The 25,262-nt window shown below is 44.4% G+C and carries 22 protein-coding genes and 2 tRNA genes; 9 read left to right on the top strand and 15 right to left on the bottom strand.

What is annotated here, in order from left to right:
• Window positions 1-349: 349 nt before the first annotated feature.
• Window positions 350-2,170: an acyl-CoA dehydrogenase C-terminal domain-containing protein gene (locus RTL34_RS07210; protein ID WP_312115789.1), complete on the top strand. Its 1,821-nt coding sequence runs from the start codon at window positions 350-352 to the stop codon at window positions 2,168-2,170.
• A 101-nt stretch (window positions 2,171-2,271) separates the two neighbouring features.
• Entirely contained in the window at window positions 2,272-3,177 is a 906-nt protein-coding gene (locus tag RTL34_RS07205) for a polyprenyl synthetase family protein (protein WP_312115787.1), read from the top strand.
• Here RTL34_RS07205 and RTL34_RS07200 read toward each other — a convergent pair whose 3' ends face one another.
• The 3 genes from RTL34_RS07200 to RTL34_RS07190 all read right to left on the bottom strand — a co-directional run bounded on the left by RTL34_RS07200 (window position 3,178) and on the right by RTL34_RS07190 (window position 4,368).
• Window positions 3,178-3,804: an RDD family protein gene (locus RTL34_RS07200; RefSeq protein WP_312115785.1), complete on the bottom strand. Its 627-nt coding sequence runs from the start codon at window positions 3,802-3,804 to the stop codon at window positions 3,178-3,180.
• A gap of 294 nt (window positions 3,805-4,098) precedes the next feature.
• A tRNA-Arg gene (locus RTL34_RS07195) sits at window positions 4,099-4,175 on the bottom strand.
• A gap of 103 nt (window positions 4,176-4,278) precedes the next feature.
• Window positions 4,279-4,368, bottom strand: a tRNA-Ser gene (locus RTL34_RS07190).
• A 335-nt stretch (window positions 4,369-4,703) separates the two neighbouring features.
• On the opposite strand from RTL34_RS07190, the gene RTL34_RS07185 reads away from it, so the two are divergent.
• Complete coding sequence (locus RTL34_RS07185; RefSeq protein ID WP_050324774.1) at window positions 4,704-5,513, top strand: hydroxymethylpyrimidine/phosphomethylpyrimidine kinase; 810 nt, start codon at window positions 4,704-4,706, stop codon at window positions 5,511-5,513.
• A gap of 10 nt (window positions 5,514-5,523) precedes the next feature.
• Window positions 5,524-7,176: a phospholipase D-like domain-containing protein gene (locus RTL34_RS07180; protein ID WP_312115784.1), complete on the top strand. Its 1,653-nt coding sequence runs from the start codon at window positions 5,524-5,526 to the stop codon at window positions 7,174-7,176.
• A 49-nt stretch (window positions 7,177-7,225) separates the two neighbouring features.
• On the opposite strand, the gene RTL34_RS07175 is transcribed toward RTL34_RS07180, so the two are convergent.
• The 5 genes from RTL34_RS07175 to RTL34_RS07155 all read right to left on the bottom strand — a co-directional run bounded on the left by RTL34_RS07175 (window position 7,226) and on the right by RTL34_RS07155 (window position 13,108).
• Window positions 7,226-7,858 (bottom strand): YggT family protein, encoded by a 633-nt coding sequence (locus tag RTL34_RS07175; RefSeq protein ID WP_050324582.1) that lies wholly within the window; start codon window positions 7,856-7,858, stop codon window positions 7,226-7,228.
• A 105-nt stretch (window positions 7,859-7,963) separates the two neighbouring features.
• A complete protein-coding gene (gene proC, locus RTL34_RS07170) occupies window positions 7,964-8,803 on the bottom strand; it encodes a pyrroline-5-carboxylate reductase (RefSeq protein ID WP_312115781.1) in 840 nt (279 codons plus the stop codon).
• A 227-nt stretch (window positions 8,804-9,030) separates the two neighbouring features.
• Window positions 9,031-10,530: a tRNA lysidine(34) synthetase TilS gene (gene tilS, locus RTL34_RS07165; protein WP_312115779.1), complete on the bottom strand. Its 1,500-nt coding sequence runs from the start codon at window positions 10,528-10,530 to the stop codon at window positions 9,031-9,033.
• A 114-nt stretch (window positions 10,531-10,644) separates the two neighbouring features.
• The gene (locus RTL34_RS07160) at window positions 10,645-11,454 is read right to left on the bottom strand and encodes an acetyl-CoA carboxylase carboxyltransferase subunit alpha (RefSeq protein WP_312115777.1); all 810 of its coding nucleotides are present in this window, start codon (window positions 11,452-11,454) and stop codon (window positions 10,645-10,647) included.
• A gap of 130 nt (window positions 11,455-11,584) precedes the next feature.
• A complete protein-coding gene (locus RTL34_RS07155; protein WP_312115776.1) occupies window positions 11,585-13,108 on the bottom strand; it encodes a Ppx/GppA phosphatase family protein in 1,524 nt (507 codons plus the stop codon).
• Window positions 13,109-13,610: 502 nt separating this feature from the next.
• Between RTL34_RS07155 and trxA the strand changes: the two genes are divergently transcribed.
• A complete protein-coding gene (trxA, locus tag RTL34_RS07150; RefSeq protein WP_007117153.1) occupies window positions 13,611-13,934 on the top strand; it encodes a thioredoxin in 324 nt (107 codons plus the stop codon).
• A 406-nt stretch (window positions 13,935-14,340) separates the two neighbouring features.
• Entirely contained in the window at window positions 14,341-15,609 is a 1,269-nt protein-coding gene (rho, locus tag RTL34_RS07145) for a transcription termination factor Rho (RefSeq protein ID WP_060994528.1), read from the top strand.
• A 123-nt stretch (window positions 15,610-15,732) separates the two neighbouring features.
• Here the strand turns inward: rho and ypfJ are convergent, their stop codons facing one another.
• On the bottom strand, window positions 15,733-16,617 hold the full coding sequence (gene ypfJ / locus RTL34_RS07140; RefSeq protein ID WP_144918730.1) for a KPN_02809 family neutral zinc metallopeptidase: 885 nt from the start codon (window positions 16,615-16,617) through the stop codon (window positions 15,733-15,735).
• Between the two features lie 571 nt (window positions 16,618-17,188).
• On the opposite strand from ypfJ, the gene RTL34_RS07135 reads away from it, so the two are divergent.
• Window positions 17,189-17,497, top strand: a complete 309-nt coding sequence (locus RTL34_RS07135; protein WP_312115770.1) for a hypothetical protein — start codon at window positions 17,189-17,191, stop codon at window positions 17,495-17,497.
• Window positions 17,498-17,718: 221 nt separating this feature from the next.
• Here the strand turns inward: RTL34_RS07135 and ccmE are convergent, their stop codons facing one another.
• From ccmE to ccmA, 5 genes are all read right to left on the bottom strand, one after another.
• Window positions 17,719-18,204: a cytochrome c maturation protein CcmE gene (gene ccmE, locus RTL34_RS07130; protein ID WP_312115768.1), complete on the bottom strand. Its 486-nt coding sequence runs from the start codon at window positions 18,202-18,204 to the stop codon at window positions 17,719-17,721.
• A gap of 84 nt (window positions 18,205-18,288) precedes the next feature.
• Window positions 18,289-18,498 carry a heme exporter protein CcmD gene (gene ccmD / locus RTL34_RS07125; protein ID WP_060994525.1) on the bottom strand — a complete coding sequence of 70 codons (210 nt, stop codon included), beginning with the start codon at window positions 18,496-18,498 and terminating at the stop codon, window positions 18,289-18,291.
• Between the two features lie 116 nt (window positions 18,499-18,614).
• Window positions 18,615-19,406, bottom strand: a complete 792-nt coding sequence (locus RTL34_RS07120; RefSeq protein WP_095356618.1) for a heme ABC transporter permease — start codon at window positions 19,404-19,406, stop codon at window positions 18,615-18,617.
• A 105-nt stretch (window positions 19,407-19,511) separates the two neighbouring features.
• Window positions 19,512-20,180, bottom strand: coding sequence for a heme exporter protein CcmB (locus RTL34_RS07115; RefSeq protein WP_007117161.1), 669 nt, complete (start codon window positions 20,178-20,180; stop codon window positions 19,512-19,514).
• A gap of 11 nt (window positions 20,181-20,191) precedes the next feature.
• Window positions 20,192-20,854 (bottom strand): heme ABC exporter ATP-binding protein CcmA, encoded by a 663-nt coding sequence (gene ccmA, locus RTL34_RS07110; protein ID WP_312115763.1) that lies wholly within the window; start codon window positions 20,852-20,854, stop codon window positions 20,192-20,194.
• A 284-nt stretch (window positions 20,855-21,138) separates the two neighbouring features.
• Here ccmA and RTL34_RS07105 point away from each other — a divergent pair, with 284 nt between their 5' ends.
• On the top strand, window positions 21,139-21,924 hold the full coding sequence (locus RTL34_RS07105; RefSeq protein ID WP_312115761.1) for a YbjN domain-containing protein: 786 nt from the start codon (window positions 21,139-21,141) through the stop codon (window positions 21,922-21,924).
• 67 nt (window positions 21,925-21,991) lie between these two features.
• Here the strand turns inward: RTL34_RS07105 and RTL34_RS07100 are convergent, their stop codons facing one another.
• Window positions 21,992-24,097, bottom strand: a complete 2,106-nt coding sequence (locus RTL34_RS07100) for a 2,4-dienoyl-CoA reductase FMN-binding domain-containing protein (RefSeq protein WP_219332184.1) — start codon at window positions 24,095-24,097, stop codon at window positions 21,992-21,994.
• Between the two features lie 305 nt (window positions 24,098-24,402).
• Here RTL34_RS07100 and RTL34_RS07095 point away from each other — a divergent pair, with 305 nt between their 5' ends.
• Window positions 24,403-25,239: a DegV family protein gene (locus tag RTL34_RS07095; RefSeq protein WP_312115934.1), complete on the top strand. Its 837-nt coding sequence runs from the start codon at window positions 24,403-24,405 to the stop codon at window positions 25,237-25,239.
• Window positions 25,240-25,262: the final 23 nt, after the last annotated feature.

Genomic DNA, 25,262 nt, shown 5'->3' with positions numbered 1-25,262 from the left:
GTGTCGACGTATCAGCTAGCGATGGACTAGGAGATTGGTTGGGAGATGGGTTGGGAATATTTGGCAAGAGTGGCTCACAAATGATTTTTCAATACGTTTGGTGGTTTAATATCTTTGGTAAAGTTTAAATAAAACGAGTAAGTTTAAGGTAGTTGGTAATTGTTGCATTCTTGTCCATGCGAAGCTTTGCACTACAAAATCATAAAATAATTTTATGATAATTGGTATTATTTATGAATATTTATTATGATTTGAAGCTTTTAGCGGCAAATACCTTTATACTGGGCGGACTTATTTTTACCTTTCATTTTCTATCTTAGTTAATAGCCTATTAAAAGGATTTCAGCGTATGCCATTATCATATAAAGCTCCCCTACGTGATATTCGCTTTTTAACCAATGAAGTATTTAATTACCCCGAACACTACAAAACCTTAAAATCTGGTGAAAATGCCGATCCGGAAACCGTGGATATGATGCTTGAGAGTTTTGCGGATTATTGTAGCAATGTGTTGATGCCACTATACCAATCAGGCGATGCTGAAGGCTGCCATTTTGACAAGGGTGTTGTCACCACGCCAAAAGGCTTTAAAGAAGCTTATGATATGTTCGTTGAAGCTGGGTACCAAGCCATACCGTTTCCTGAAGAATTTGGTGGCTTGAATATGCCAATGTCTGTCAACCTCATCAAAAGTGAAATGATGGGCACAGCAAACTGGGCATTTTCCATGTATCCAGGACTGTCGGTAGGCTGTATGAATACCATCATGCAATACGGCACCCCTGAGCAAAAAGCCACTTATATGCCAGCCTTGGTAGAAGGTCGTTGGTCGGGCACCATGTGTTTGACTGAGCCACAATGTGGTACCGACTTGGGTCAAGTTAAAACCAAAGCCATCCCACAAGACGATGGTACTTATAAGATTAGTGGTACCAAAATCTTTATTTCATCCGGTGAACATGACTTAACGGAAAATATCGTGCATATCGTTTTAGCACGCCTACCCGATGCGCCTGAAGGTACCAAGGGTATTTCGTTATTTATCGTGCCAAAATTCTTGGTCACAGAAAACGGTGAGATTGGTGAGCGCAATCCCGTTAACTGTGGCTCAATTGAGCACAAAATGGGTATCAAAGCTTCAGCAACTGCAGTACTCAACTTTGATAATGCCACAGGCTATCTAATCGGTGAGCCGAATAAAGGCTTAAAAGCCATGTTTACCTTTATGAACACTGCCCGCCTAGGGACAGGTATGGAAGGTTTAGCGCACATGGAATTGGCTTTCCAAAACTCATTGCCTTACGCCAAAGAACGCCGCTCAATGCGTACCCTATCAGGTACCAAAGAGCCAAACCAAGTGGCTGATGCGATTATCCATCATGCCGATGTTGCGCGCATGCTACTCACCCAAAAAGCCTTCTCAGAAGGGGCGCGCTCAATGATTTATCACGCATCACGCTATGCTGATAAAATGTTTGAAGGCGCGATGCTCGGTGACGATGCTGAGTTCCACAAATGGGATGATAAATTGGGCTTTTATACCCCAATACTCAAAGGCTTCTTAACTGAACTAAGCATTGAATGTGCCAAACATGGTATGCAAATCTACGGTGGTCATGGCTATATCAAAGAATGGGGCATGGAACAAATCGCCCGTGATGCACGTATCTCAACCTTGTATGAAGGCACCACAGGCGTACAAGCGCTTGACCTACTAGGTCGTAAAGTGTTAATCCAATCCAAAGGCAAGGTGCTACTGGATTACACCGCCAATATCATGAAATGGTGTAGTGAATATGCACTAGACAAAGGCATGCGTAAATTCGTTTGGGAATTGACCAAATACTGTGCGGAGTGGAATACCCTTACCACACGTATCATGTTGACGGCGCGTAAAGACCGTGAAATCGTCTCAGCGGCATCCGATGATTACTTAATGTACTCAGGCTACGTCATCATGGGTTATCACTGGGCACGTATGGCAGCGGTAGCGTATGACAAACTCAAAAATGGCGGCAGCGAAACCAAAGAATTCTATGAAGCCAAAATCAAAACCGCTGAGTTCTATTTTGAAAAACTATTGCCACGCGCCTCAGGTCACTCAGAGAGCATGTTGGCACCAAGCGAGTTAATGGCGATGGATTTAGATAGCTTTAATTTCCTAGACTAATGCGTTAAACTTGTTGCGCCATTTTGCAAAAAGGCTGCTCAACCTTAATGGGGGCAGCTTTTTTATTGCTCAAAATTTTAACACATACGAAAGAATTGATTATGGAATTTACTGCTTTTTCGCGCCAAGTCATTGACCAACTAGAATCTGATATCCCCGCCTACTTCCAAGCCTGCAAGTTACCCTCGCCGCTGCATGAAGCAAGCCTATACGCGATGACCAATGGCGGCAAACGGGTACGTCCTTTGCTGATTGCAGCAACTTTTGCCACGGTAAAAACCGACAACAGTCTTGCCAACCCATCCCATCCATTGTCTAATGACGTGCGCCGTGCCATGATGGCGGTGGAGTGTCTGCACGGCTATTCGCTAGTGCATGATGACTTGCCTTGTATGGATGATGATGCGCTGCGCCGAGGTCGCCCTACCACCCATATCGCCTATGGTGAAGCCGCTGCCATGCTTGCTGGTGACGTGCTACAGACCTTGGCATTTGAAGCCTTGACCCATGCGTATTTTGGTGAAAACAGCGAGTTTGCCACTCCGCTTTCTGCTACGTTTGCGCCACGGGCACGGCGGATGGTCATGGGGCAAATGCTGGATTTAAATGGCGAGCACCAACAGCTTAGCCAAACTGCGCTTGAAGCCATCCACCGTGACAAAACAGGCGCGCTCATTGAAGCTGCAGTATTGATGGGTGCCATCTGTGCCAACGCGACTGACAGCGAGCGGCAAGCCCTCAATAGCTTTGCCGAGCAGATTGGTTTGGCTTTCCAAGTACAAGATGATATTTTGGATGTGACTGCCGATACCGAGCAGCTTGGCAAACCCGCGGGTAGTGATGAGAAATTGGATAAATCCACTTATGTCAAACTACTGGGCGTGGAAGCTGCCAAAACCTACGCGCAAAGCTTATTTGATACCGCTAAAAATGCGGTGATTGCTGAATTTGGCGATGATAACTATTTGCTCGATTTAGCGGACTGGTTGTGGGCGAGAGACAAGTAATTATTTCTTTCTAAACCCAGCAAACAAGCCTTCGTGGTTAATTTTTGGCATTTTCATGGTCACGGTGTTTGATAGCAAATCATGCAGCGCCAAGCCTTGCTTATTGACCCATGCAAACCAATAATTAAACAATAGCCCGATAAACATACTAAAATACAGCGCACCCACCGACTGGTGGATAAGATAGCCTATCATCCCGCAGACCACGGGTAATAAACACGCGGCTAATATCCGCATCATCGATTGCCGCCAACTCAGCAATGAGCCATCACGGTTCATGGTTTTGAGCCGCCAAGTCTGCATGCCAAGCGTCTGCCCTGCCTTACGCCAAAATACCCCATAAAACCCGACCAAGATAATCACGAACGCAGGGATTTGCACAGCATTACGATACCATAGCGGTAACGTCGCCGCTTGCTTCATATCCGTCCCTGCCAAACCTAGCAGTTTGGTGCCCAATACAATCAGCAACATCTGCACAAAAAATAGCATCGCCAAAATCAACATACCATCATACAGCATAGCAATCAGCCGAGTTGCCGCTTTTGCCATCACCGGTTGTTGTTCTGGCAATGGCGCTGATGGCAGAGATTGCGGCTGGCTGTTGGTTTTAGCTGTTTTTAACATTGGGGTTTCGGTCTTAGGCATAGGTATGGCGGGCGAATGATGGTAGCAATTAATAAGCGAAATTGTAGCCTAAATACAACCAAAACGCTATGACTCAAACACCAACTACAGACCCATCAGCGCATGGCTCATATAAACATAACTGGAATGAAAATGCTTTAGGCAATAGTGAGGCAGTGGTGAAACAACAGAACGGCAAAATAGCCTGCTGAGTAATTCGGGGCAAAAAAATAAGACATAAAAAAAAATCGCCTGAACTCAAAGAGTGGCGATTAATTTTAACAAAGTAATTAGTGGTGCGCTTGGAGGGAGTCGAACCCCCGACCCTCAAGTTCGTAGCCTGATGCTCTATCCAACTGAGCTACAAGCGCTTAACTAATGTCTTCGTTTGAAGTGGGCGCTATTATAAGTTAGAATATTTATTTTGTCAAACTTTATTTTAAATAATTTTAAAACTAATTTTGCTTCAATAAATGGCGGTGACGGAGGGATTCGAACCCTCGATACAGTTTCCCGTATGCAGCCTTAGCAGGGCTGTGGTTTCAGCCACTCACCCACGTCACCGAATTGGTCTTACTTATCTATAACACCGTACAATAATTTTAGTCAATGTCGCCATTAACCTCAAGTATTGTGGGTGGGCATTATAACAAACCAATCCAAATTTGCAAGACTTTTTAAAAAAATTATGTGAGAATAATTGCAGCACCTTGGCAATGGCACCATGCCTACCTATAACCCAGTCGCTGTTTATGGCTCAGTCGTTATGTGATAATCTGTTTGAAAGTAATGATTAAAAAACCACTTAACCAATCCTTTACAAGGATTGATAACCAGCCTGTGAGAATCTTATGTCAACCCCTGCTACTTTTGCCCCTATTTTAGCACCCAGCATGACACTGCGCCCCACTGTATTGTGTTTTTCGGGGTTAGATCCATCAGGTGGTGCAGGCTTGCAAGCGGATATTGAGTCGATTGGACAAGCAGGGAGTCATGCAGCGATTGCCTGTACTGCAGTGACCGTTCAAAGTTCACAGCAAGTTTTTGGGTTTGAGGCATGCGCAAGTGAGCTGGTAAGGGCGCAAGCACTGGCGGTGCTCAATGATTTGCCTGTCAAAGCCATCAAGTCGGGGATGCTTGGCACCACTGACAATATTGCAATGCTCGCGCAGCTTTTTACCGATGGCAGTATTGCAACAGGTACGCCGTATGTGCTTGACCCCGTACTGGTGGCCAACAGTGGCGGTGCTTTAGGTGACAAAGACACTTTGGTGGCTGCCTTTGCCCAGCTAACCCCTTTTGCGACCCTAATGACCCCCAACAGCATTGAACTGCGTGATTTGACAGGCATCGACAATCTACACGCCGCCGCCAAAGATTTGTGTCAACAAGGTGCCAAAGCAGTGCTAGTCAAGACGTCTCACGATAGCCAAGCCTCTGGTATCGAGCAGTATTTATACGTTAATGACAACCAAACCTGCCGACTGGCATACCAAGCGATTTTGCCAAGACTGGCGGGTGAATATCATGGCTCAGGCTGCAGTCTGGCAAGTTATATCGCAGGTCGTTTGGCACTGGGTGATGAGCTTGTGACAGCGGTACAATGCGCAGATATTTGGACACAACACGTGCTCAAAGTTGCTGACATTGTCCACCCTCATGGTCAACGAATTCCCAAGCGCTTTCATTACACCTCAATGTTAGGTTAGGCAAGCTAGTATGGGGTTATTATTGGAGTGGTCGATTGTCAAGACGTTGCTATTGCAGCTAGGTGTGATCGCCCATTTTCTCATCACGCTTTGGCTAGTTGTGCGGGTTATTCAACAGCAGCGCCACCAAAGCGTGGCAATCGCTTGGATTGCGGTGTTATTTGCCCTGCCTGTTGTTGGCATCATCGGTTATATGTTATTTGGTGAAATCAATATTGGGCATCAGTATCGTAAGCGCAGTTTGATGGCGCAAAAATTACTGCGTGACTTTGCCAACGCTCAGCATATTGATTTTAATGAAATTTCCAAAAATTTAGACACCGAAGCACGGCAACTGAGCAATATCGCCCTACTAAAAACTGGGCTTGGCGTGTATGACCATCATACGCTGACGCTGATGACAGACGCTGACCATATTTTTGCCAGTTTATTAGCCGATATCCGTGCGGCAAACACGATGATTTTGCTGGAATTTTATATTGTGTCGCCACAAGGCCGGGTGATTGAGTTATTAGAAGCTTTGATGGCGGCTAGCCAGCGCGGCGTATCCGTGCATTTGCTCGCTGATAGCGTTGGCAGTCATGCGTTTTTTCGCAGTTCGTGGGTGCAAAAACTCAAAGACGCTGATGTTTTTGTGCATGAGTCGCTGCCCGTGGGTTTGTTCAAAACTATTGTCAAACGCATTGATATCCGCAATCATCGTAAGCTGGCTATTTTTGACAACTGCTATGGCTATACGGGAAGTTTTAATTTAATCGACCCCGATTTTTTCAAACAAAACGAGCATGTGGGCAAATGGATTGATGTCATGATACGGGTGGAAGGTCATGATAACGTCAATTCGGTGAAAGCCATGGCACTTGTCACGACCACGGATATCAGCGCAGAAACCAACGCCAATTTTTCCGGCCTTAAAAAAATCGTTAATCGCTTTACCAAGTCGTTCTATACCGAGTCGCTGTATATTGGCACCTCAAAGCTGCATCATCACAAATTAAAAAACGTGACTAACGCTCGCGGGGTAGGTCAAAACGCTAACACTGGTGCCCCTAAGCCGCCCCTGCTTAACATTTTGCCACTGCAAAGCAACCTACAAGCCTACCCATCGGTGAGTCAAGTCAGTTTGCAGCTGATTCCATCGGCGCCAGAATTAACGGGGCATGTCATCTACGAAACCTTGGTGTGTGCGATTTTTGCCGCCAAAAAACAAGTGGTCATTACCACGCCTTATTTTGTGCCAGATGATGCACTGCTGCTTGCCCTCACTACCGCTGCCAAGCGTGGGGTCAAGGTGATTTTAAATGTACCCAAAAAAGTAGATTCGCTGTTGGTACGGTTTGCTTCACAGGCTTATTTTGAGCCGCTGTTGTCAGCAGGAGTGCAGATTTATTTGTTCAATGCAGGCTTGCTACATGCCAAGATTTTGTGCGTGGATGACGATTATTGCTTGTTTGGTACCGTCAATATGGATATGCGCAGTTTTTATCTGAATATGGAGGTGAGTATGGCGATTTATAATCGTACCATGACCCAGCAAATGCTCACTTGCCAGCATGAATATCTGCGACAAAGTGAGCCATTACAGCGCGATGGATGGCAGCAGCGTAGCTTTGGGGCAAAATTCTTGGACAACGCTATTCGCCTGTTTAGCCCACTGCTTTAAAGCTTACTCATTTAATCGTCGTTTGCCAAAGACTATAGGGTTACAAAGACTAGAGGGTTAATAAATAAACCCCTACGGTTTGCACCAAGGTTTCTAGCAAAATAATCAAGAAAAAACCCAGCATAGGTGCCAAATCAAGCATGCCTGTGGCAGGTAATACTTTGCGAAATGGCTGAATAATTGGCTCACTAAGCAAGGTGAGCAGGCCAAAAATCGCTGGCATTTTTTGGGTAAAAAGCATCACCCAACCCCCGATAAAGGAGCCAATAATGATGTACTGACACATTCTTAAAAAATCAATCAGCAAGGTCACCGCCGCCACAAAAAACATCATGACAGGTGAAAAATGCCGCGATAGATAATCAACCATGGCTAAGTTCACTTCTGGCATATAGAACAGCCCAATATTTTGACTATCAATGCGCATCATGCCAAGCACGCCCCAAATAAAAATCATCCGCAGCAAAAATAGCAGCACCAAACTTGCGGTATTGATTCTGCCATCGCCTAGGGTTGGGAAAATACGTCCAAACACATCGACAATACGTGTCATACGATAAATGGGTTTGGCAAACGCATCTTTTGCAGTAATGCCAGCAAACTGCAGCATAAATCGAAAGAAAACCAGTATCATCGCCGCCGCGACGACGATATCAAACAACCCTGCCAAAAGATTAGTCATGCCCTGTTTTTATCCTTATTTGCTGCTTACACACTTGTTAACGATGAGCCGTTAAGATAGTTAATTAAAATTTGCTGTTGTAGCCAATGTTATAGCCAAATCGAGTTATTTGCCAAACGCTTGGCTTAGCTCACGCGAGCGCTGCTCACATGCTAGCATGGCATCGGCAATAGTTTGATGCATTTGTTTAGCATCCATCACTTCAATTGCCGCTTGGGTAGTCCCATTGGGCGAGGTCACTTTGCGACGCAGCTCAGCTGGCGTATCATGACTGGTCAATGCCATTTGCGCTGAGCCCAGTGCCGTTTGCATTGCCAAAGCCGTGGCTTGGGTTTGGGTCAGCCCCAATTTTTCACCTGTGGCAATCATGTTCTCTAACATATAAAAGAAATACGCAGGCGCTGACCCTGAGATAGCAGTCACGGCGTGCAGTAGGTCTTCGTCATCTACCCATAACACCAGTCCTGCTGCGGACATCACTTGCTGCGCAAGTTGCTGCTGCGCCTCGCTGACCGCTGCTGTCGCGTACAGGCCTGTGGCGCCCATTTGAATCATCGCAGGGGTATTTGGCATCGCTCGCACTAGTTTGACTTGCGGTCCCAACCATTCGGCTAAACTATCGGTAGCAATCCCCGCGGCAATTGAAATAACCACTTGCTCGCCCCAGATGTCTTTGACTGGCAGTAGCACATCTTTAATGACCTGCGGTTTGACAGCGAGCACGACCACATCAGCTTTTTCGATGGCGTGCTTGGTATCGTCGATGTTGCTCGCATCGTAGGTATTCAACCCTTGGGCTTGAAAATCCGCTAACTTCTCGGCATCGGTTTCTACCACATGCAGTAGGCTAGTTGGTTGACCCTTTGCTAATAGCCCTGCAATGAGTGCCGATGCCATATTACCGCCACCAATAAAGGCGATATTAAGAGAAGTTGTGGTTGCCATAGATGTCCTTTGTAATCATTTTTTGTGGGGTGACGAAAGCAGTTAAAGGGTTCGCCCTCGCTATTATTCGCAAATAAGTCTACCATACCTACTGCAAATTTTGATGACAAATTTTGATGACAAATTTACAGCGTAAATTGGTGTACATGGCGCAAATTCAAGCGATTCATGCCCGTTTGATAGTCTCAGTTTATCACATGACAGTGTTAGTCCATGATAGTCTTAAATCAATGACATTCACTATCAAGACCGCATGTCCAAACCAATTGCCACGGACAAGGCGCTTGGGTAGCTAAATTCAGCTCACCGGCATCTGCCAGCCAAACACTGATATTCGGCAATAATAAAGCGAACCGTGGCGGTGTTTGAGATGCCGTGAGCACCTTTTCTTCGTCGTCATTCATGATGACCACTTTGGCAAATTGTCGCTCCCAGCTAGGAATATCAAATCGTTGGCACAGTTTTTTAAACGATTGGTGAAAAGATTGTGACAATAATTGAAAAGACTCATTGGGCAACACGGCTCTGCTAGCAAGCACCAATTCTAGAGATAGCCCCACAGATAATTCCTCAGATAATCCCACATCGGCAGTCAAATTGGCTAATACCCTGTTATCTGACTTGCTATGAATCGCCTTTACATAATCGGCATCAAGACGGTATAACGTATCGCGGTATTTTCTAATTTCAATCCCCTGCCACTGCAAAATCGCTTGCTGGTCTGTTTGCGCTGATTGTAGTAACTGCTCAATTTGTATAATCAATTGCCGAGTGGGGGCAAATTTTTGTGAGCCTTTGACCCAATGATGCAATAGGTTAAAGCGTCTCGCTTGGCTCAATGATTTTAGATTGGGGATATGCAAACATTGCTGATGACTTGTCCAGCCATTTGACCACTGACATAGCGCCAAATCTTGTTGATATTGGTCATCAACTATGTGATGCGCTTCGGTTAGGTTTTGCTGGGTGCGGGTGATATTTTGCACTACTTTATGAAAGCGCTCATCAAGGAGTGGCAAAATCTGATTACGTAAAAAAGCGCGCTGATTAGTTACGCCAAAATTGGTAGGATCATCGACATGAGGGAGATGGTGCGCTGCTATAAAGTCGCTAATCTCATCACGCGTTACCCCAAGCAACGGACGCCATAACCAAATAGGTTTGCCAAATTCGTGTTGCACCCCAAATGCCGTCATACCTGTAAGCCCTGCCAACCCTGTCCCTTGGCATAGGTTCATCAACAAGGTTTCCACCTGATCGTTGGCGTGATGCGCCAAGGCAACAATGGCGTTTTCGCCTGCAATCTGTATGATGGCATGATAGCGGGCGGTTCTGGCTTGTTGTTCATTTGCTTGTTGTGTGCCGATTTGTTGTTCGTTGGCTTGTTGTTCTTGGCTGATTGTACTATCGGCGGCATAAACTTGCTGCGATTGCCAATCGATACAAACGCTGTCATAGTCGATGTGGTGCTTGTGGCAATAGGCTTCTACCAGTTGTTGCCAGTCATCACTGATTTTTTGCAATTTATGATTGATATGAATCACATGAATCGGTAGTTGTAGCTGCTGACAGGCGAACAGTAATGCCATCGAGTCTCGCCCGCCACTGCACGCAATATAAATTTTAGTGGTAGACTTGGGGTGCGGGTTGATATGAGTTTGATAACTTTGTTTAATCGCTTCAATGACAGGTGACATAGGGACAGATGACATAGGGATAGACGACATAGTGCTCAAGCTCATGCGGCGAGAGAAAAACAGTGAGATAAAACAAATGAGATAAAATAATGGGCGCCTCAATAAACGCCCATGGGTCATTAAAATAGGTTAAATCACTGACAATTAAGCAGAGGCTTTTGGTAAGGACAGCGTAGAATTAAAGCTCATCAGTTTTTCATAGCGTTGTTGCAGACGCGTTTGCTCATCAAGTTCTATAAGCGCCGCTAGCTGTTGCTCCAGCGTGGCTTTAAGGTTGGTCATAGCCACATCGCTGTTAATATGCGCGCCCTCGCCTTCCCCAATGACTTCATCAATCAAGCCAAGGGATTTTAAATTTACCGCACTGAGTTTCAATGCCTCACTGGCTTGGGGCGCTTTTTCAGCCGTTTTCCATAGAATCGACGCACAACCTTCAGGCGAAATCACGGAATAAATGCTGTTTTCTAGCATATTGATACGATCAGCGACGCCGATCGCCAATGCACCGCCTGAACCCCCTTCACCGATTACCGTGGCAATCACAGGCACATTCAAGGATGAAAATACCGCAATACTTTGGGCAATCGCTTGCGCTTGACCACGCTCTTCTGCACCCACGCCAGGATATGCGCCTTGGGTATCAATAAAGGTCAACACCGGCAATTTAAACCGTTCTGCCATTTGCACCAGTCTAACTACTTTGCGGTAGCCTTCTGGGTTTGCCATACCAAAATTGTATTCAATACGCTCACGGGTGCTGCGACCACGATGTTGACCAATCAGCATGACAGGCTGGTCGTTAAACATCGCCATCCCGCCCAAAATCGCTTTGTCATCGGCATACGCGCGATCCCCTTGCAGCACATCAAATTCCGTGAACAGCTGGTTGGCATAATCCAAAAATAATGGTCGTTTTGCATGACGTGCAAGCTGTACTTTTTCCCAAACACTCATTGTCGTTATTCCCTTGTTTTACTGCGACTGTTGTCATCTCAAAAGAGTATGACAGACCTAAACGCTTAACTTTATTTAAAATTTAAAAATTTGCTTAGCTGTTTGTTTAACTATTTACTTAGCCATTTGCTTACGCAATAGCTGGCTCATAAGTAGTAACGGATAAGCTCATGCCCCACTTTTGCCAAATATCAATTTCATCTTGCAAATCTGACAGCACAAGACTTGCGTTATCATCCGCTAAATTTACCAAAACTTCCCAAGTATGGTTATCTTTAGCCGCTAGCTGAATCGGTAGCGTATCATGTTTGCTACGGCTGTGATGCACCAGTACCGCTAGGCGTAAAATCAGGGTTAAATACACCAGATTGTCACCGCCCACCATTTTGACTTCATCCAAACTATCAGGTTTTAATTTACGGCGATGGTGCATGACGAGCTGCGACAAGCGTGTTTTATCGACTTGTGAGAACCCATCAATATCCGAATTTTCCAGCAAATAGGCACTGTGCCTGTGATAGCTACTATGGCTGATGGCAAGACCAATTTCATATAGATAGGCACCACGGCGAAGTAAATCCGCATCCTCTTCATCAAGCCCCAAACGATTTCTCACTTGGTCAAACAGCTGCTGCGCGGTACCTACCACACGTTTTGCTTGTTTTCTATCCACCGAATAACGCGTCATCAAGGCTTGTACACTGCGATCGCGCACATCTTCACTGGCAAAACGCCCGAGCATATCGTACATGACGCCTTCGCGCAGCGCACCATCTGAATAAGAGATGGTATCAATGCCCAAAACATTCATCGCTGCGAGCAGCACCGCGACACCAGCCGGCAGCACTGCTTTACGAGTGTCTTTAATATCGGCAAAATCAATATTGTCGATATGTTTTGCTTTAATCAGTAACTTTTGGATTTCTTTGACACCGCTGTAGGTCACCCGAGCATTTTCATCGGCAAGCCCAAGTTGCAGCAAAATTTGATTGACCGCTTTAATCGTGCCGCTTGAGCCCGTGACACTGTCCCAGCCCGTTTTTTGGTACAAACGACTAATACCCAGCATTTCTTTTCTCGCCGCAGCAATCGCTTTTTCAAACGCTTTTTCGGTGATAGCGCCGTCAGTAAAATAGGATTTGGTAAAGGCAACACAGCCCATCTGTAGGCTTTCGGTCAAAATTGGGTCGAAGCCTTTACCAATAATAAACTCCGTCGAACCACCCCCAATATCAATCACCAAGCGTTTGTCGGTACTGGCATTGGTATGAGAAACTCCCAAATAAATTAGACGCGCTTCTTCTCGCCCAGCAATGACTTCTAAGGGTTTGGGTAAAATTAAATTGGCTTGTCGAATAAATTCATCCGCATTCTTGGCTTGGCGCAGGGCATTGGTAGCCACAATCCGTAACCGCTGTGGGGAAACAGCGTCTAGTCGTCCAACAAAACGGGTCAAACAATCCAGCCCGCGTTTTTGTGCCTCAAGCGACAAATAGTTGTTTTCATCAAGTCCAGCGGCAAGCTGCACTTTTTCTGACATTGATGCTAATTTGCGTACTTCCCCATGGTCTAACCGCGCGATGGCAAGATGAAAGCTATTTGAGCCAATATCAATGGCGGCCATAAGTTCGTTGTTAGCAAGTAAGTCAGGCATATGTCACTTAGTGTCGGTTAAAGTCAATAATTCGATTAGACACCATTTTACGCATTTTCACCCCTGAGTAAAAGCCATTTTATTGCAACTGCAACTTTTGCCTCCCGCGATACCTGTCCATTGATGAAAAAAATTGACTTTAATATTTTCTAAAAACTTCTATCGTTACAATCATTTAGATACGATTAGTTAGATACCATTAATGTTTCTTATCATAATTATCAAAACAATTAACCATAGCCATACCCTGTTTTGGGGTTGTGTTATGCTAAGATGACCCTATCATAATAATCACTATAAATTAATTTGCCGTTGGGTGTCTGTTTAATAGATTTCATTATCCTATCATTGCTTCTATCACTGTTTGATTGTATCCAATATTAAGATTTTTTTATTAGGCAAAAACAAGCACTGGGCAAAAACAAGCGTTTGGGTCATTACTTAACCGTAATCCAAAACCTAACAGTTAACAACATCAACACGTAAACACGTAGGAGTTACTATGTCTTCAGTTATTCATGCCGATGAAGGTACGTTTGAAAAAGCAGTACTACAATCAGATACCCCAGTATTGGTCGATTTTTGGGCAACTTGGTGTGGTCCATGTAAAGCCATCGCCCCTGTATTAGACGAGCTTTCCTCAGAATTTGAGGGTAAAGCGCGAATCGTTAAAATCGACGTTGACCAAAATCCAAACCTAGCCGCACAATATGGTATCCGTAGTATACCTACCTTATTTATGTTTAAAAACGGTGAAAAAGTGGATGCCACTATGGGTATGCAACCAAAAGCCCAATTGACTGCTCTTATCAACAAACACTTATAATCGCTAGGGTAAGAATCACTAGCGTAGGTTAAATTGAATTTTTATATTGGTAACGGTATATTTTTTTGATAATTACCAGTGAGATTCGCCGCGATTTTGATACTTGTGAGTAAAAAAATCGCGGTTTTTTATGCCCATACATTGACAAATGAATATGTCAAGTCGTATAGTGTGTCTCACAAAATAACTATCTTATCGATATGCTTAACGTTACGTTAGCAGGCATTTACTATTATTTGGTTTAGTACTTGGTATTGTCTGTTTGCAACGCTCAGTTAATCATTTCAAACGTTTCTATTTTTTTCTCTTTATATTCTCTTCACACCCTACTGTCTTAAAACGATGCAGCGCCTTTGCTCGACTCACGTTTTGAGGTGGTTCAAAATTAGTTATTGATGATTTACCTATGAATTTGACTGAACTCAAGAAAAAATCGATTGCTGAATTGTTGTTGATTAGCGAGCAAATGGGTCTAGAAAACATGGCCCGTAGTCGCAAACAAGATATCATTTTTGCTATTTTAAAAACCCACGCCCGAAACGGTGAAGCTATCTATGGGGATGGCGTGCTTGAGATTTTGCCCGATGGCTTTGGTTTTTTACGATCGTCGGAAGGCTCTTACCTAGCGGGTCCCGATGATATCTATGTGAGTCCAAGCCAAATTCGCCGTTTCAATCTCAAGACGGGTGACTCAATCGCAGGGACGATTCGCCCACCCAAGGATTCTGAGCGTTATTTTGCCCTATTAAAAGTTAACGAAATCAACTTCGACACCCCAGACCGCTCTCGCCACAAACTGATTTTTGAAAATTTAACCCCACTTTTCCCCACCCAGCAGCTTCGCTTAGAACTGGGTAACGGTACCACAGAAGACTTAACCGGCCGTATCATTGACTTGATTGCCCCGATTGGTAAAGGTCAACGCTCAATTATTGTCGCCCCACCAAAAGCGGGTAAAACTGTACTGCTACAATCTATCGCGCAATCCATCACCAAAAACAACCCAGAATGTTATCTCATCGTGCTGCTCATTGACGAGCGTCCTGAAGAAGTGACCGAGATGCAGCGTACGGTGCGTGGTGAAGTGGTCGCATCGACCTTTGATGAGCCGCCAACCCGTCATGTACAAGTCGCCGAAATGGTGATTGAAAAAGCCAAACGCTTGGTTGAGCACAAACAAGACGTGGTGATTTTACTTGACTCCATCACACGCCTTGCCCGCGCTTACAATACTGTATTGCCTTCATCGGGTAAAGTATTGACTGGTGGGGTGGATGCCAATGCCTTAGAACGCCCAAAACGCTTTTTTGGTGCCGCGCGTAATGTCGAAGAAGGCGGTAGCTTGACCATTATTTCAACCGCTTTGATTGACACAGGCAGTACCATGGATAAGGTGATTTATGAGGAGTTTAAGGGGACAGGTAACCAAGAAATTACCCTTGAGCGAGACATTGCCGAAAAACGGGTATTCCCTGCCATCAATATCAAAAAATCGGGCACTCGCCGCGAAGAACGGTTGATGGATGAGGCGATGTTACGCAAAGTATGGATTCTGCGCAAACTGTTACACCCCATGGATGAACTACAAGCTACCGAATTTTTGCTAGAAAAACTTAAAGACTCAAAAACCAATGATGAATTCTTTGAGCAAATGACGCGTAAAGATAAATCTTAATCATGTTACCGCTTAATCCTGTTAATTAGCTGACTCATAGAAATGAAAAAGCTCAACCTGGTGTTGAGCTTTTTGTTGGTGTCTTTTTTATTGGCGTCCTTTGGGCTTAAATCGCAACGCTACTTAAATTGCACCACTAAAAGTATCGCATTGGTTGATATCACCCGATTTTAGACCGCGTGAAAACCACGTCATACGTTGTTGACTGGTACCATGGGTAAAGCTATCAGGCACCGCTGCTCGACCACTGGCTTGGGCTAAACGGTCATCACCGATTTGCTGCGCCGCATTAATCGCTTCTTCAATATCGCCTTGCTCTAAGAATTGAACACGTTGTTGGTTACGGTTTGCCCAAACACCGGCGAAACAGTCCGCTTGTAGCTCTTGACGCACTGATAAGTTGTTGGCTTGTGCTTCAGTGGCACGGCGACTGGCTTCATCCACTTTTTGGCTAATACCCAATTGATTTTGCACATGATGACCCACCTCGTGAGCAATCACATAAGCCTGTGCAAAGTCACCTGCTTTACCTTGGTTTTGTGCATCACCTGAGCCATTTTGGTCACCTGTAATACCCAATTTTTGGCGCATTTCTTGGAAAAAACTGGTATCAAGATAGACGCGTTGGTCTGCAGGGCAATAGAAAGGGCCTGTGGCTGAAGAAGCGTTACCACAACCTGAACGTACCATACCATTAAATAATACTAATTTAGGCTGTTGGTATTGCATATTGTTTTCACTAAAAATTTGACCCCAAACTTCTTCTGTGTCTTTTAACACCACTGAGGCGAATTTTTGGTCGCGGTCAGCCGTTTGCTGGTCAAGGGTTTGTTGACCACTACTATTTCCACCTGTGATTGCAGAACCTGTCTGCATAGCAGTCATAGGATTCATACCAAATACCAGCCACAAAATCAACCCAATGATAATACTACCGATACCGCCGCCCACAGCTTTACCGCCGCTGACCAGTACATTTGAACTACCGCCACGATCTTCCCACTTCATACCACTACCTCCTCAAATCTCGTCTTGCTTTTATATATCGTATGCTTATTTTGGCATTGTAGCATTTTGCCTAAAAATTACTGTGTGAAATCGTAGTTTTATACAGATTTTTGAAAATAAACCCTAATAATATGCAACTAATGTAACTTATCTACCCATCAAAGCCTTAGAAATCTCATTAAGATTAAGCAATTATCACCATAAAAAATTATTTTTTAACTATATCCAATAGACCGCTAAAACAAAAAAATTGTAAATTTACAAAAATAAAGATATCTTTGCCATATTTTTATGCGTATAATACGTCATTTTCTGCGAAAAGCTAAAAAAGATATCTTTTTCGTGCGATATCAATAAATCTAAAAAGTTGTATTTGTGATTGCGGTGTTATTTTGTTACAACCTTTTATCAGATTTATTATATTTTTTTATGCGAAAGTTATTCTATCTTGACTAAGTTTCCGCTACAATATTGCCAGTTTCATGTCCCGTGTGTCTTTAATTCTAAATAAACTCTTTATTTAGAGTATCGTCGAGTGAATACGGGGTTATTTTCTTTAGGAGAACACGTAATGAACGTTAAATTAATCGCTGTATCAAGTTTAGTTGCTGCATCTTTAGCTATGACTGCATGTAGCAAAAAAGAAGAAGCTGCACCAGCTGCTGCCTCTACCACTGCTTCAACTACAGTTGCTTCATCAACTACTACTACCACTGTTGAAGCTTCTGCACCTGCAGTAACTGCATCTGCTGCAACTGTTAACGCTTCTACTGTTGTTGTAGACACTGCATCTGCTGCTGCACCAGCTTCTGCTGTTGCTGACGCTGCCGCTTCTGCTGCTACAACTGTTGCTGATGCTTCTGCATCTGCTGCAAAATAATCAGTTTTTTAAACTGAACAAAAAGGAAACCCGAGCGGTTTCCTTTTTTTATGGTTAAAGATTTTGTGTGGCATAAAATTTTTAAAATTATTTAGATATTAAAAAATTTAGACACTAAAAAAGTGGGTCATTGCCCACTTTTTCAGCTACCTGGCTTTGTTAGCCAGCTGATTTTTTAACTAATTAATTTTTTACCTAAGTGACTTTTTAGTTAATTCACTTTATTGTTTAACAGGGGTAGCCGGCATAAACTGCGCTTGGTTGATATCCGTGCCGTTGGCTTGATGCTGGGTTTTTAATGATTTTGCTACTTCTGGCGGCATGTAATTCTCATCATGCTTTGCTAGTACCTCGCTTGCTACAAAGGTATTGCCTTCAAGCGAACCTGTGGCTACCACGCCCGAACCTTCGGCGAATAAATCTGGCAAGATGCCTTTGTAGGATACCGGTACGGTGGATTTAAAATCGGTGATTTTAAATTTGATATTGAGCGGGTCTGTGCTATCTCGCTCGACACTACCGCGCACCACCATACCCCCTGCTCGGATACGGGTATCTTCAGGTGCTTTGCCTTGACTAATGGCTGTGGGGTCAAAATAATAGTCGGTTTGTTGTCCTACCGCATAAATCACAAGAACGACGGCAATGATTGCGCCAAATAAGGTTGCCATCACCCACATTAATTTTTTTTGTCGAACTTTATTCATCGCTTTTTTTCATCTCACTTTTGATGAACCACACCCTATGGGTCTACTTGTCTATTATAACACTGATTAGGGCGATAAATACTATTATCCGCTACTCTTAGCCGTACGCTGATGACGCTGTTGCTGGCGCGCCTGCTGGGTAGTGATATCTCGGTAGGTTGCTTTACGCTGACTACGACTAAAAAAGACGAGCGCGACAATCCCTAATAAAGTCAGTAGCCAAGTTGACCACACATAACTACCATGCCCACCCATGGCGATAAATTCGGCAAAATTATGAAAATACGGGCTCATTGGTCACCTCAGGTTTGAATGTAGGTTTAGAGAATGGATTGGTGTCATAGGATTGAAGCTATCGCTAGTTAAATGGCGATACTTTATGTCAGTAAGGAGGCTTTAACAATAACTCTTTAGTGATATAGCCGTTTGCATTCATCAATCACCCATTGTTTGCTACTTTCGCGCTGTAGAATCAAGGTGTTGGTACGATAGATGGTAAGCGCAGCCACTAAAAAATAGCTGCCTAACATCATCAGTAATAACGGAATATACATATCAGGCGGCATTTTTGGACGCTCAGTTACGGTAAATGTCGAGCCTTGGTGCAGGGTGTTCCACCAGTTGACAGAATATTTGATAATCGGCAAATTAACCGCACCGACAATCGATAAAATCGCCGCCGCTTTACCACGACTGGCGGTATGCTCAAATGCGGCAAATAGTGCCATCACGCCTGCGTACAAAAACGCCAAAATCAGCATAGAAGTCAGACGCGCATCCCATACCCAGTATGTGCCCCAGGTAGGCTTTGCCCAAATCGAGCCTGTAAGTAGACTTAACACACAAAGCATAAAGCCAATGGGAGCAATCGCTTGGGCAACCAAATTGGCGGTTTTAATTTTCCAGACCAAAAAAATCACCCCCAAAATTGCCATGCCTAAGTAAATTGACATGGCCAGACTGGCAGTGGGGACATGGATAAAGATAATGCGATAGCTATTGCCTTGCAAATAGTCGGGTGGCGCAAATGCCAAACCCCAAACGGCACCCACCGCTAATAGCAGCGCAGCAATGACAGCTAAGTATCTCACCCAAGGGGCAAAAATACGATAAAACTCTTTGGTGCCAACAGTTTTAAGAAATCCTTGCCAAAGGCGAGAAAAAAAGCCAGTTTTGCCAACGTTTGGGGTAATTTCTGCCATGGAATGCGCCTTGCTTTTTTTTCTAAAATGAATGTAAGCCATCAACAATAAGATATTTGTTCGCTTATTTTACTGGTATTTGGGGATTTTTTCATCTAAAAATCATCAGCTTAACCAAGCCAGTTTTAATGAAAATGCAATCACAAAAGGCGTGACGATGACTGCCAAAATACTGCCCGCCAGTAATAGTGCTAAAATCGGATAACCGTTAAGCCCCATGGCAAATTGCCCCACTGCCCCTGTGGCAAAAATCAGCACAGGCAGCTGCATGGGTAACGAAATCAATGGCACTAACACCGCGCCGTTTTTTAGCGATAATGTCAAGCTACTGGCAATCGCTGATAAGCACAACAAAATCGGACTGCCCACCAAAATCGACGCACTCAGGGCAATGGCTGCTTGGCTGGTCAAGCCAAAAAGCGGCATCGCCAAAAATGCGAGCAGACACACCATCCCCGCACTGGTCAGCCAATGCACGATGAGCCGTACTAGCACCCAAGTGGGAATCGAGGCACGAGCGACAACCAATTGCGCCAGTGTGCCGTTATCGAGGGCTGGGCGAAATAAGTTTTCCATACCCATAATCAGCGACAATAACGCTGCAATCCATACCGCAGGCACGCCCAGTTGCTGCAATAATTTTGGCTCCGTCCCCATCGCCAGTGGAAATAAGGTGATGATAATTAAAAACAACACTAACGGATATAACCACTGCACTTTATTTTGCTGCTTGATTTGCCATTCACGTTGCCACAGGGCAGAAAAATCAATCATTGCAGTTGCCCCTAAACCATATACAAGGTTAAATCTAATTGCTTGTTGGCGACGGCGACAGTTTGGTGACTGGTCATGAGCACTGCCCCACCGCGCTGAACGAATGTTTGCATCAAGTGTTCAATTTTGGCAATCATATTGACATCAAGCGCGGTCAGCGGCTCATCAAGTAGCCAGCAAGGAAATTGCGCTACATACTCAAGCCCAAACAGCAAGCGTGCCAAACCCACGCGGCGCGTCTGCCCTGCCGAGAGTTGATAGCAGTTGATTTTCTCATAACCTGCTAACCCAACCCAATCGAGTGCTCGCTCAAGCGCGTCTGCGCTTGGTTTGATGCCATACAAGGCTAACAAAAATCGCAAATTTTGCTCAACGGTTAGTTGCAAATGAATACCCAATTGGTGCGCCACATAAAATGGCTGCACAGGTAGCTCTGCCTTGCCCTGCCAACTGATATCACCGGTCAACACAGGAATCAACCCTGCAAGCTGCATCAAAAATGTGGTTTTGCCGGTGCCATTTTCACCCACCAAATGACAAATATCGCCACGGTTTAGCACCAAATTCACCGCTTCACACAGCGGAAATTCGCCACGTTGTATGGTGACATTTTGACAGTTTAGCAGCGAACTGGTCGCCGAGATAGGTATAGCAGTGGGTGTTGGATTTGGCATAGCATTGGTTAAAATTTGCAAGTCATTAAATAGATAACAGATTAAATTGATAAACTATAGCCCTATACCCATTGTATAGATAATTGGCTAAAGTTGTGTAGAAAGCTTATTATATACTAACTTGCGACAGGTCTTTGTTATTATCCATATAAAGTATCCATATAAAGCTTGGTGATAGCATCAAAGTTTTGCTAACCTGTTTGTTAAATTTTTTGTTTTTTAACTGTTCTGCTTTTCGTTTTTCTTTCTATTTTTAGCTATTTTTTCTTGGGTAAGTGAAATCAATGTCCAAAAATCCGAAGCGTTTATGGCAACGCCTAAAACTGTTCTTTACTGCTGAAAAATCAGCGTCACTCCCTGTAGCCGATAAGACAACTGACTCTTCTGTTCAGTGTGCTGAGACAAACGAGCATAGCGATGCTACTAGCTATCAGCCTTTTGCCAAAAACCCCGTCAATGCAGCTTTTGATGAGCATAGCCATTCACAAGATGAACCGTTTTTAGCCAGTGAGTCGCTTGATGCAGATGGCGAATTAGAGCTACAACCGATTACCCCCGATGACATAGAGCATATCTTAGCCAGTATGGGTTATCAATTTATGTATCACCCTGCCAGCGAACAAGATGAGCAAAGCATTCATCATTATACGATGCAAGTGTCAGATAAAGAGCGGCATTGGGGTTGTATGATTCGTTTTTTTAGTGAGCAGCAATTGATTGCGGTGTACAGTATTTATCCTACGGCGATTGCTGAAGCCAATCGTCCTGAGATGCTCGCCATGCTGGCTTATCTAAATTATGATTTGATGATTGGTAATTTGGAAATGGATGTGATGGACGGCGAGCTGCGCTTTAAGACGTCGCTTGATTTGGAGGTGACGGGGGTGAGCGAGTTAATTATGAGTTATTTGATACAGAGTAATTTCTCGTTGTTTTCACGGCTGTATGACACCATTCGCGAGATGATTGAGCAGCCCCATACTACGCATGATTTGCAAGGTGCGGTAGACAAGCTGATTGACTCTCAGCAAGCCCGCAATTTTTTCTTGGCGTCTGATGCCATTCAATAATAAGCGGCCAACATAAAAAAGGCGATGACATTCATTCATCGCCTTTTTTATGAGATAGTAAAAGCTGCTACAACATGGCAGCGACTTCCGCGCCTTCGCGAATGGCACGTTTAGCGTCCAATTCGCCTGCCAATTTTGCCCCACCAATCAAGTGATATTGGGCTGTCAAGTCATCACCCACCGCAGGCATCAAGTCATTGACCGATTCTTGCCCCGCGCAGATAACGATACTATCAACGCGCAATAATTGGCTATGACCGTCTGGGTTAGTAATCCAAATGCCTTCATTGGTAATTTTCTCATAGCCAATGCCGCTCACCTGTTTGACGCCATGCTTATTGATATGAGCACGGTGCACCCAGCCTGAGGTTTTATTGAGACCTGCCCCCAAGCGACCTTTTTTACGCTGCATCAAATACACTTCACGGGTCGGGGTAATGGGCTCTGGTTTTACCAGTCCACCTTCGCTGTCATAGTGTGGGTTGGTGTCCACACCCCACTCACGTTTCCATGAGGCTACGCTTTGCGGATGGGGTTGATAAATCACCTTGCCTTGCGCATCTTTTTCAAACGGTTTAACATGGGTGGAGGTCAAATATTCGCTAACATCGAAACCAATTCCGCCTGCACCGATTACCGCGACTCGCTTACCTGCGACTTTTTGACCCGATAGCAATTCGGCATAGCTCATTACTTGCGGTAACTCCACCCCTTCAAAGTCAAGCGCCCGTGGAACAACGCCTGTGGCAATAATCACATCATCAAACTGACCTGACTCTAGTTCCTCTTTGCTTACTTTATGATTGAGTTTGAGCTCAATGTCTAAACTGTCCACCAAATTGGTAAAATAGCGGATGGTTTCAAAGAACTCTTCTTTACCTGGAATCACTTTGGCATAGTTAAACTGTCCGCCGATTTTATCCTGTGCTTCAAACAAAGTGACCTGATGACCGCGTTTGGCGGCGACCGTCGCCGCTGATAGCCCTGCCATGCCTGCGCCCACTACGGCAATTTTTTTGGCTTTTTTGGCAGGTTTATAGACCAGTTCGGTTTCATAACAGGCTTGGGGGTTGACCAGACAAGTTGAGCGTTTATTGTCAAATGTATGATCTAGACACGCTTGGTTACAGCCAATACAGGTATTAATTAAGTCAGTTTGTCCTAAACTGGCTTTTGCCACCCAGTCTGGGTCTGCCAAGAACGGACGCGCCATTTGTACCAAGTCAGCTTGGTTCTCTGCTAGCAGCTGCTCGGCAGTCTCTGGCATATTGACACGGTTGGCAGCAATCACAGGAATAGTCACGTGGCGTTTGACTTCAGCAATCACATCGGCAAACGCTGCGCGTGGTACCGACGTGACGATGGTCGGGATACGTGCTTCATGCCAGCCAATCCCGGTATTTATTATGGTCACCCCGGCTTTTTCGATGGCTTTGGCGATAGTAATGACTTCATCCATGGTGTTGCCATCGGGCACCAAGTCAATCATCGATAAACGGAAGGTGATAATAAACGCTTCTCCCACCGCCTCGCGTACCGCTTTAATAACTTCAAGCGCAAAACGCATACGGTTTTCTAGACTACCGCCCCATTGGTCAGTGCGCTGATTGACGTGATTGCTTAAAAACTGATTGAGTAAATAGCCTTCTGAACCCATGATTTCGACGCCATCATAGCCCGCCATTTGTGCAAGTTTGGCAGTTTTGGCATAGTCTTTGATAGTCGCCAAAATATTTTTTTCACTCATTTGACGAGGTTTGAAGGGTGAAATAGGCGATTTGATGGCACTGGCTGATACCGCCAATGGATGATAACCATAGCGACCGCTATGCAGAATTTGCAAGATGATTTTGCAGTCATATTGGTGCACAGCTTTGGTGACTTTACGATGATTGACTACATCGCCTTTGTGATTGAGCGTTCCGCCTGCCGGCACTAACCAACCTTCATGATTGGGCGAGATACCGCCCGTGATCATCATGGCAACTCCCCCTTTGGCGCGCTCGGCAAAATAAGCGGCTAGCTTTGGATAGTTAAAGAACCGATCTTCAAGCCCTGTATGCATCGAGCCCATCACAATACGATTTTTTAACGTGGTAAATCCTAAATCCAGGGGTTCAAAAATATGCGGATAATGGGTGTTATGAGTAGATATCTGGCTGTTATTTGACATAAATAATCCTTGGCAGTAATTTCCTTTCACTATTTGGTCACATTAAGCAACTAATCTTGTCATTTTGTAAATGAGTTCGTTATCATAATCAATTCGTCAATGTGGTCACGCAATGTAGCTATATCAACATACCTTAAGCATACATCAAACCAAAATTAGGTCAACCTATTATAAATAGTCATCTTTGAAAGCATAAGGCAAATTTTGTCCCGATGAGTCTACAAAAAAATCATGCTTATTTTTGCGACAATGTTAATATCACGCTAGGATAAAAGTACAACAGGAGGGAAATTACTGTGAAGAAAATGATTGTTAGCACGTCCACGTCATGTCTAGACGACCTTGGCATTCCAGACAATGTCAAAATGTTGCCGATGAATATCCATATGGGCGGTGCCAATTATCTAGATGGACAAGACCTAAGCCTAGATAGGCTGTCGCGTGTTCTACTCGATAACCCCAATATCGAAATCAGTACCTCAGCGCCCACTGAAAATCAGCTCATTGAATTCTTTTATCAACTCATCAAAGAAGATGTGCAAGAAGTTTTAATCATCTGTTTATCCTCTTCTTTAAGCCAAACCTACAATAACTTGCTCAATATTAGCTCGATGTTTAGTCATCGCATGAAAATTTATCTCTATGATTCACGCACGATTTCACATGGCGAAGCGGTTCTTGTACAAGAAGCCTCACGCTTACTCAAACAAGGCATGGAAGTCCCACAAATCATCACCGAAATCAACCGCCTGCGCGATAAAATCCATATCTATTTGGCAGTTGATAACCTTAAAGGTATGATTCGTACCAAGCGTATTTCAGCGCCAGTCGGCTTTTTCGCCAATTTATTCGGTATTAAACCGATTGTAAAAATGGAAGACTCAGGTCAAATGGTCGCCTTTGAAAAGGTGCGCAGTTTTGAAAAATGTATTGAGCGACTCGCGGATGCTGCCATCACCGCCGCCAATGGTAAAAAAGGTAAAATGTATGTGATCAGCGGTAATTTAAACCCTCATACCAAGTCACTACTTAACTATTTATCGTCACGCGGTTATGATAAAACCGAAGTTCTTCCTGCCGCCAGTGTCTCTATAGCAAATATCGGTGTGTTCACCCTTGGCTGCGTATTTGTCGAAGACTAAACCCTGACTGGGTTTGCTAGCTT

The organism is Moraxella sp. CTOTU47915, from assembly GCF_031986685.1.
Classification (GTDB): domain Bacteria; phylum Pseudomonadota; class Gammaproteobacteria; order Pseudomonadales; family Moraxellaceae; genus Faucicola; species Faucicola tetraodonis.
Note: the sequence above shows the minus strand (reverse complement) of the source record. Positions and strands in the feature narration are given on the sequence as shown.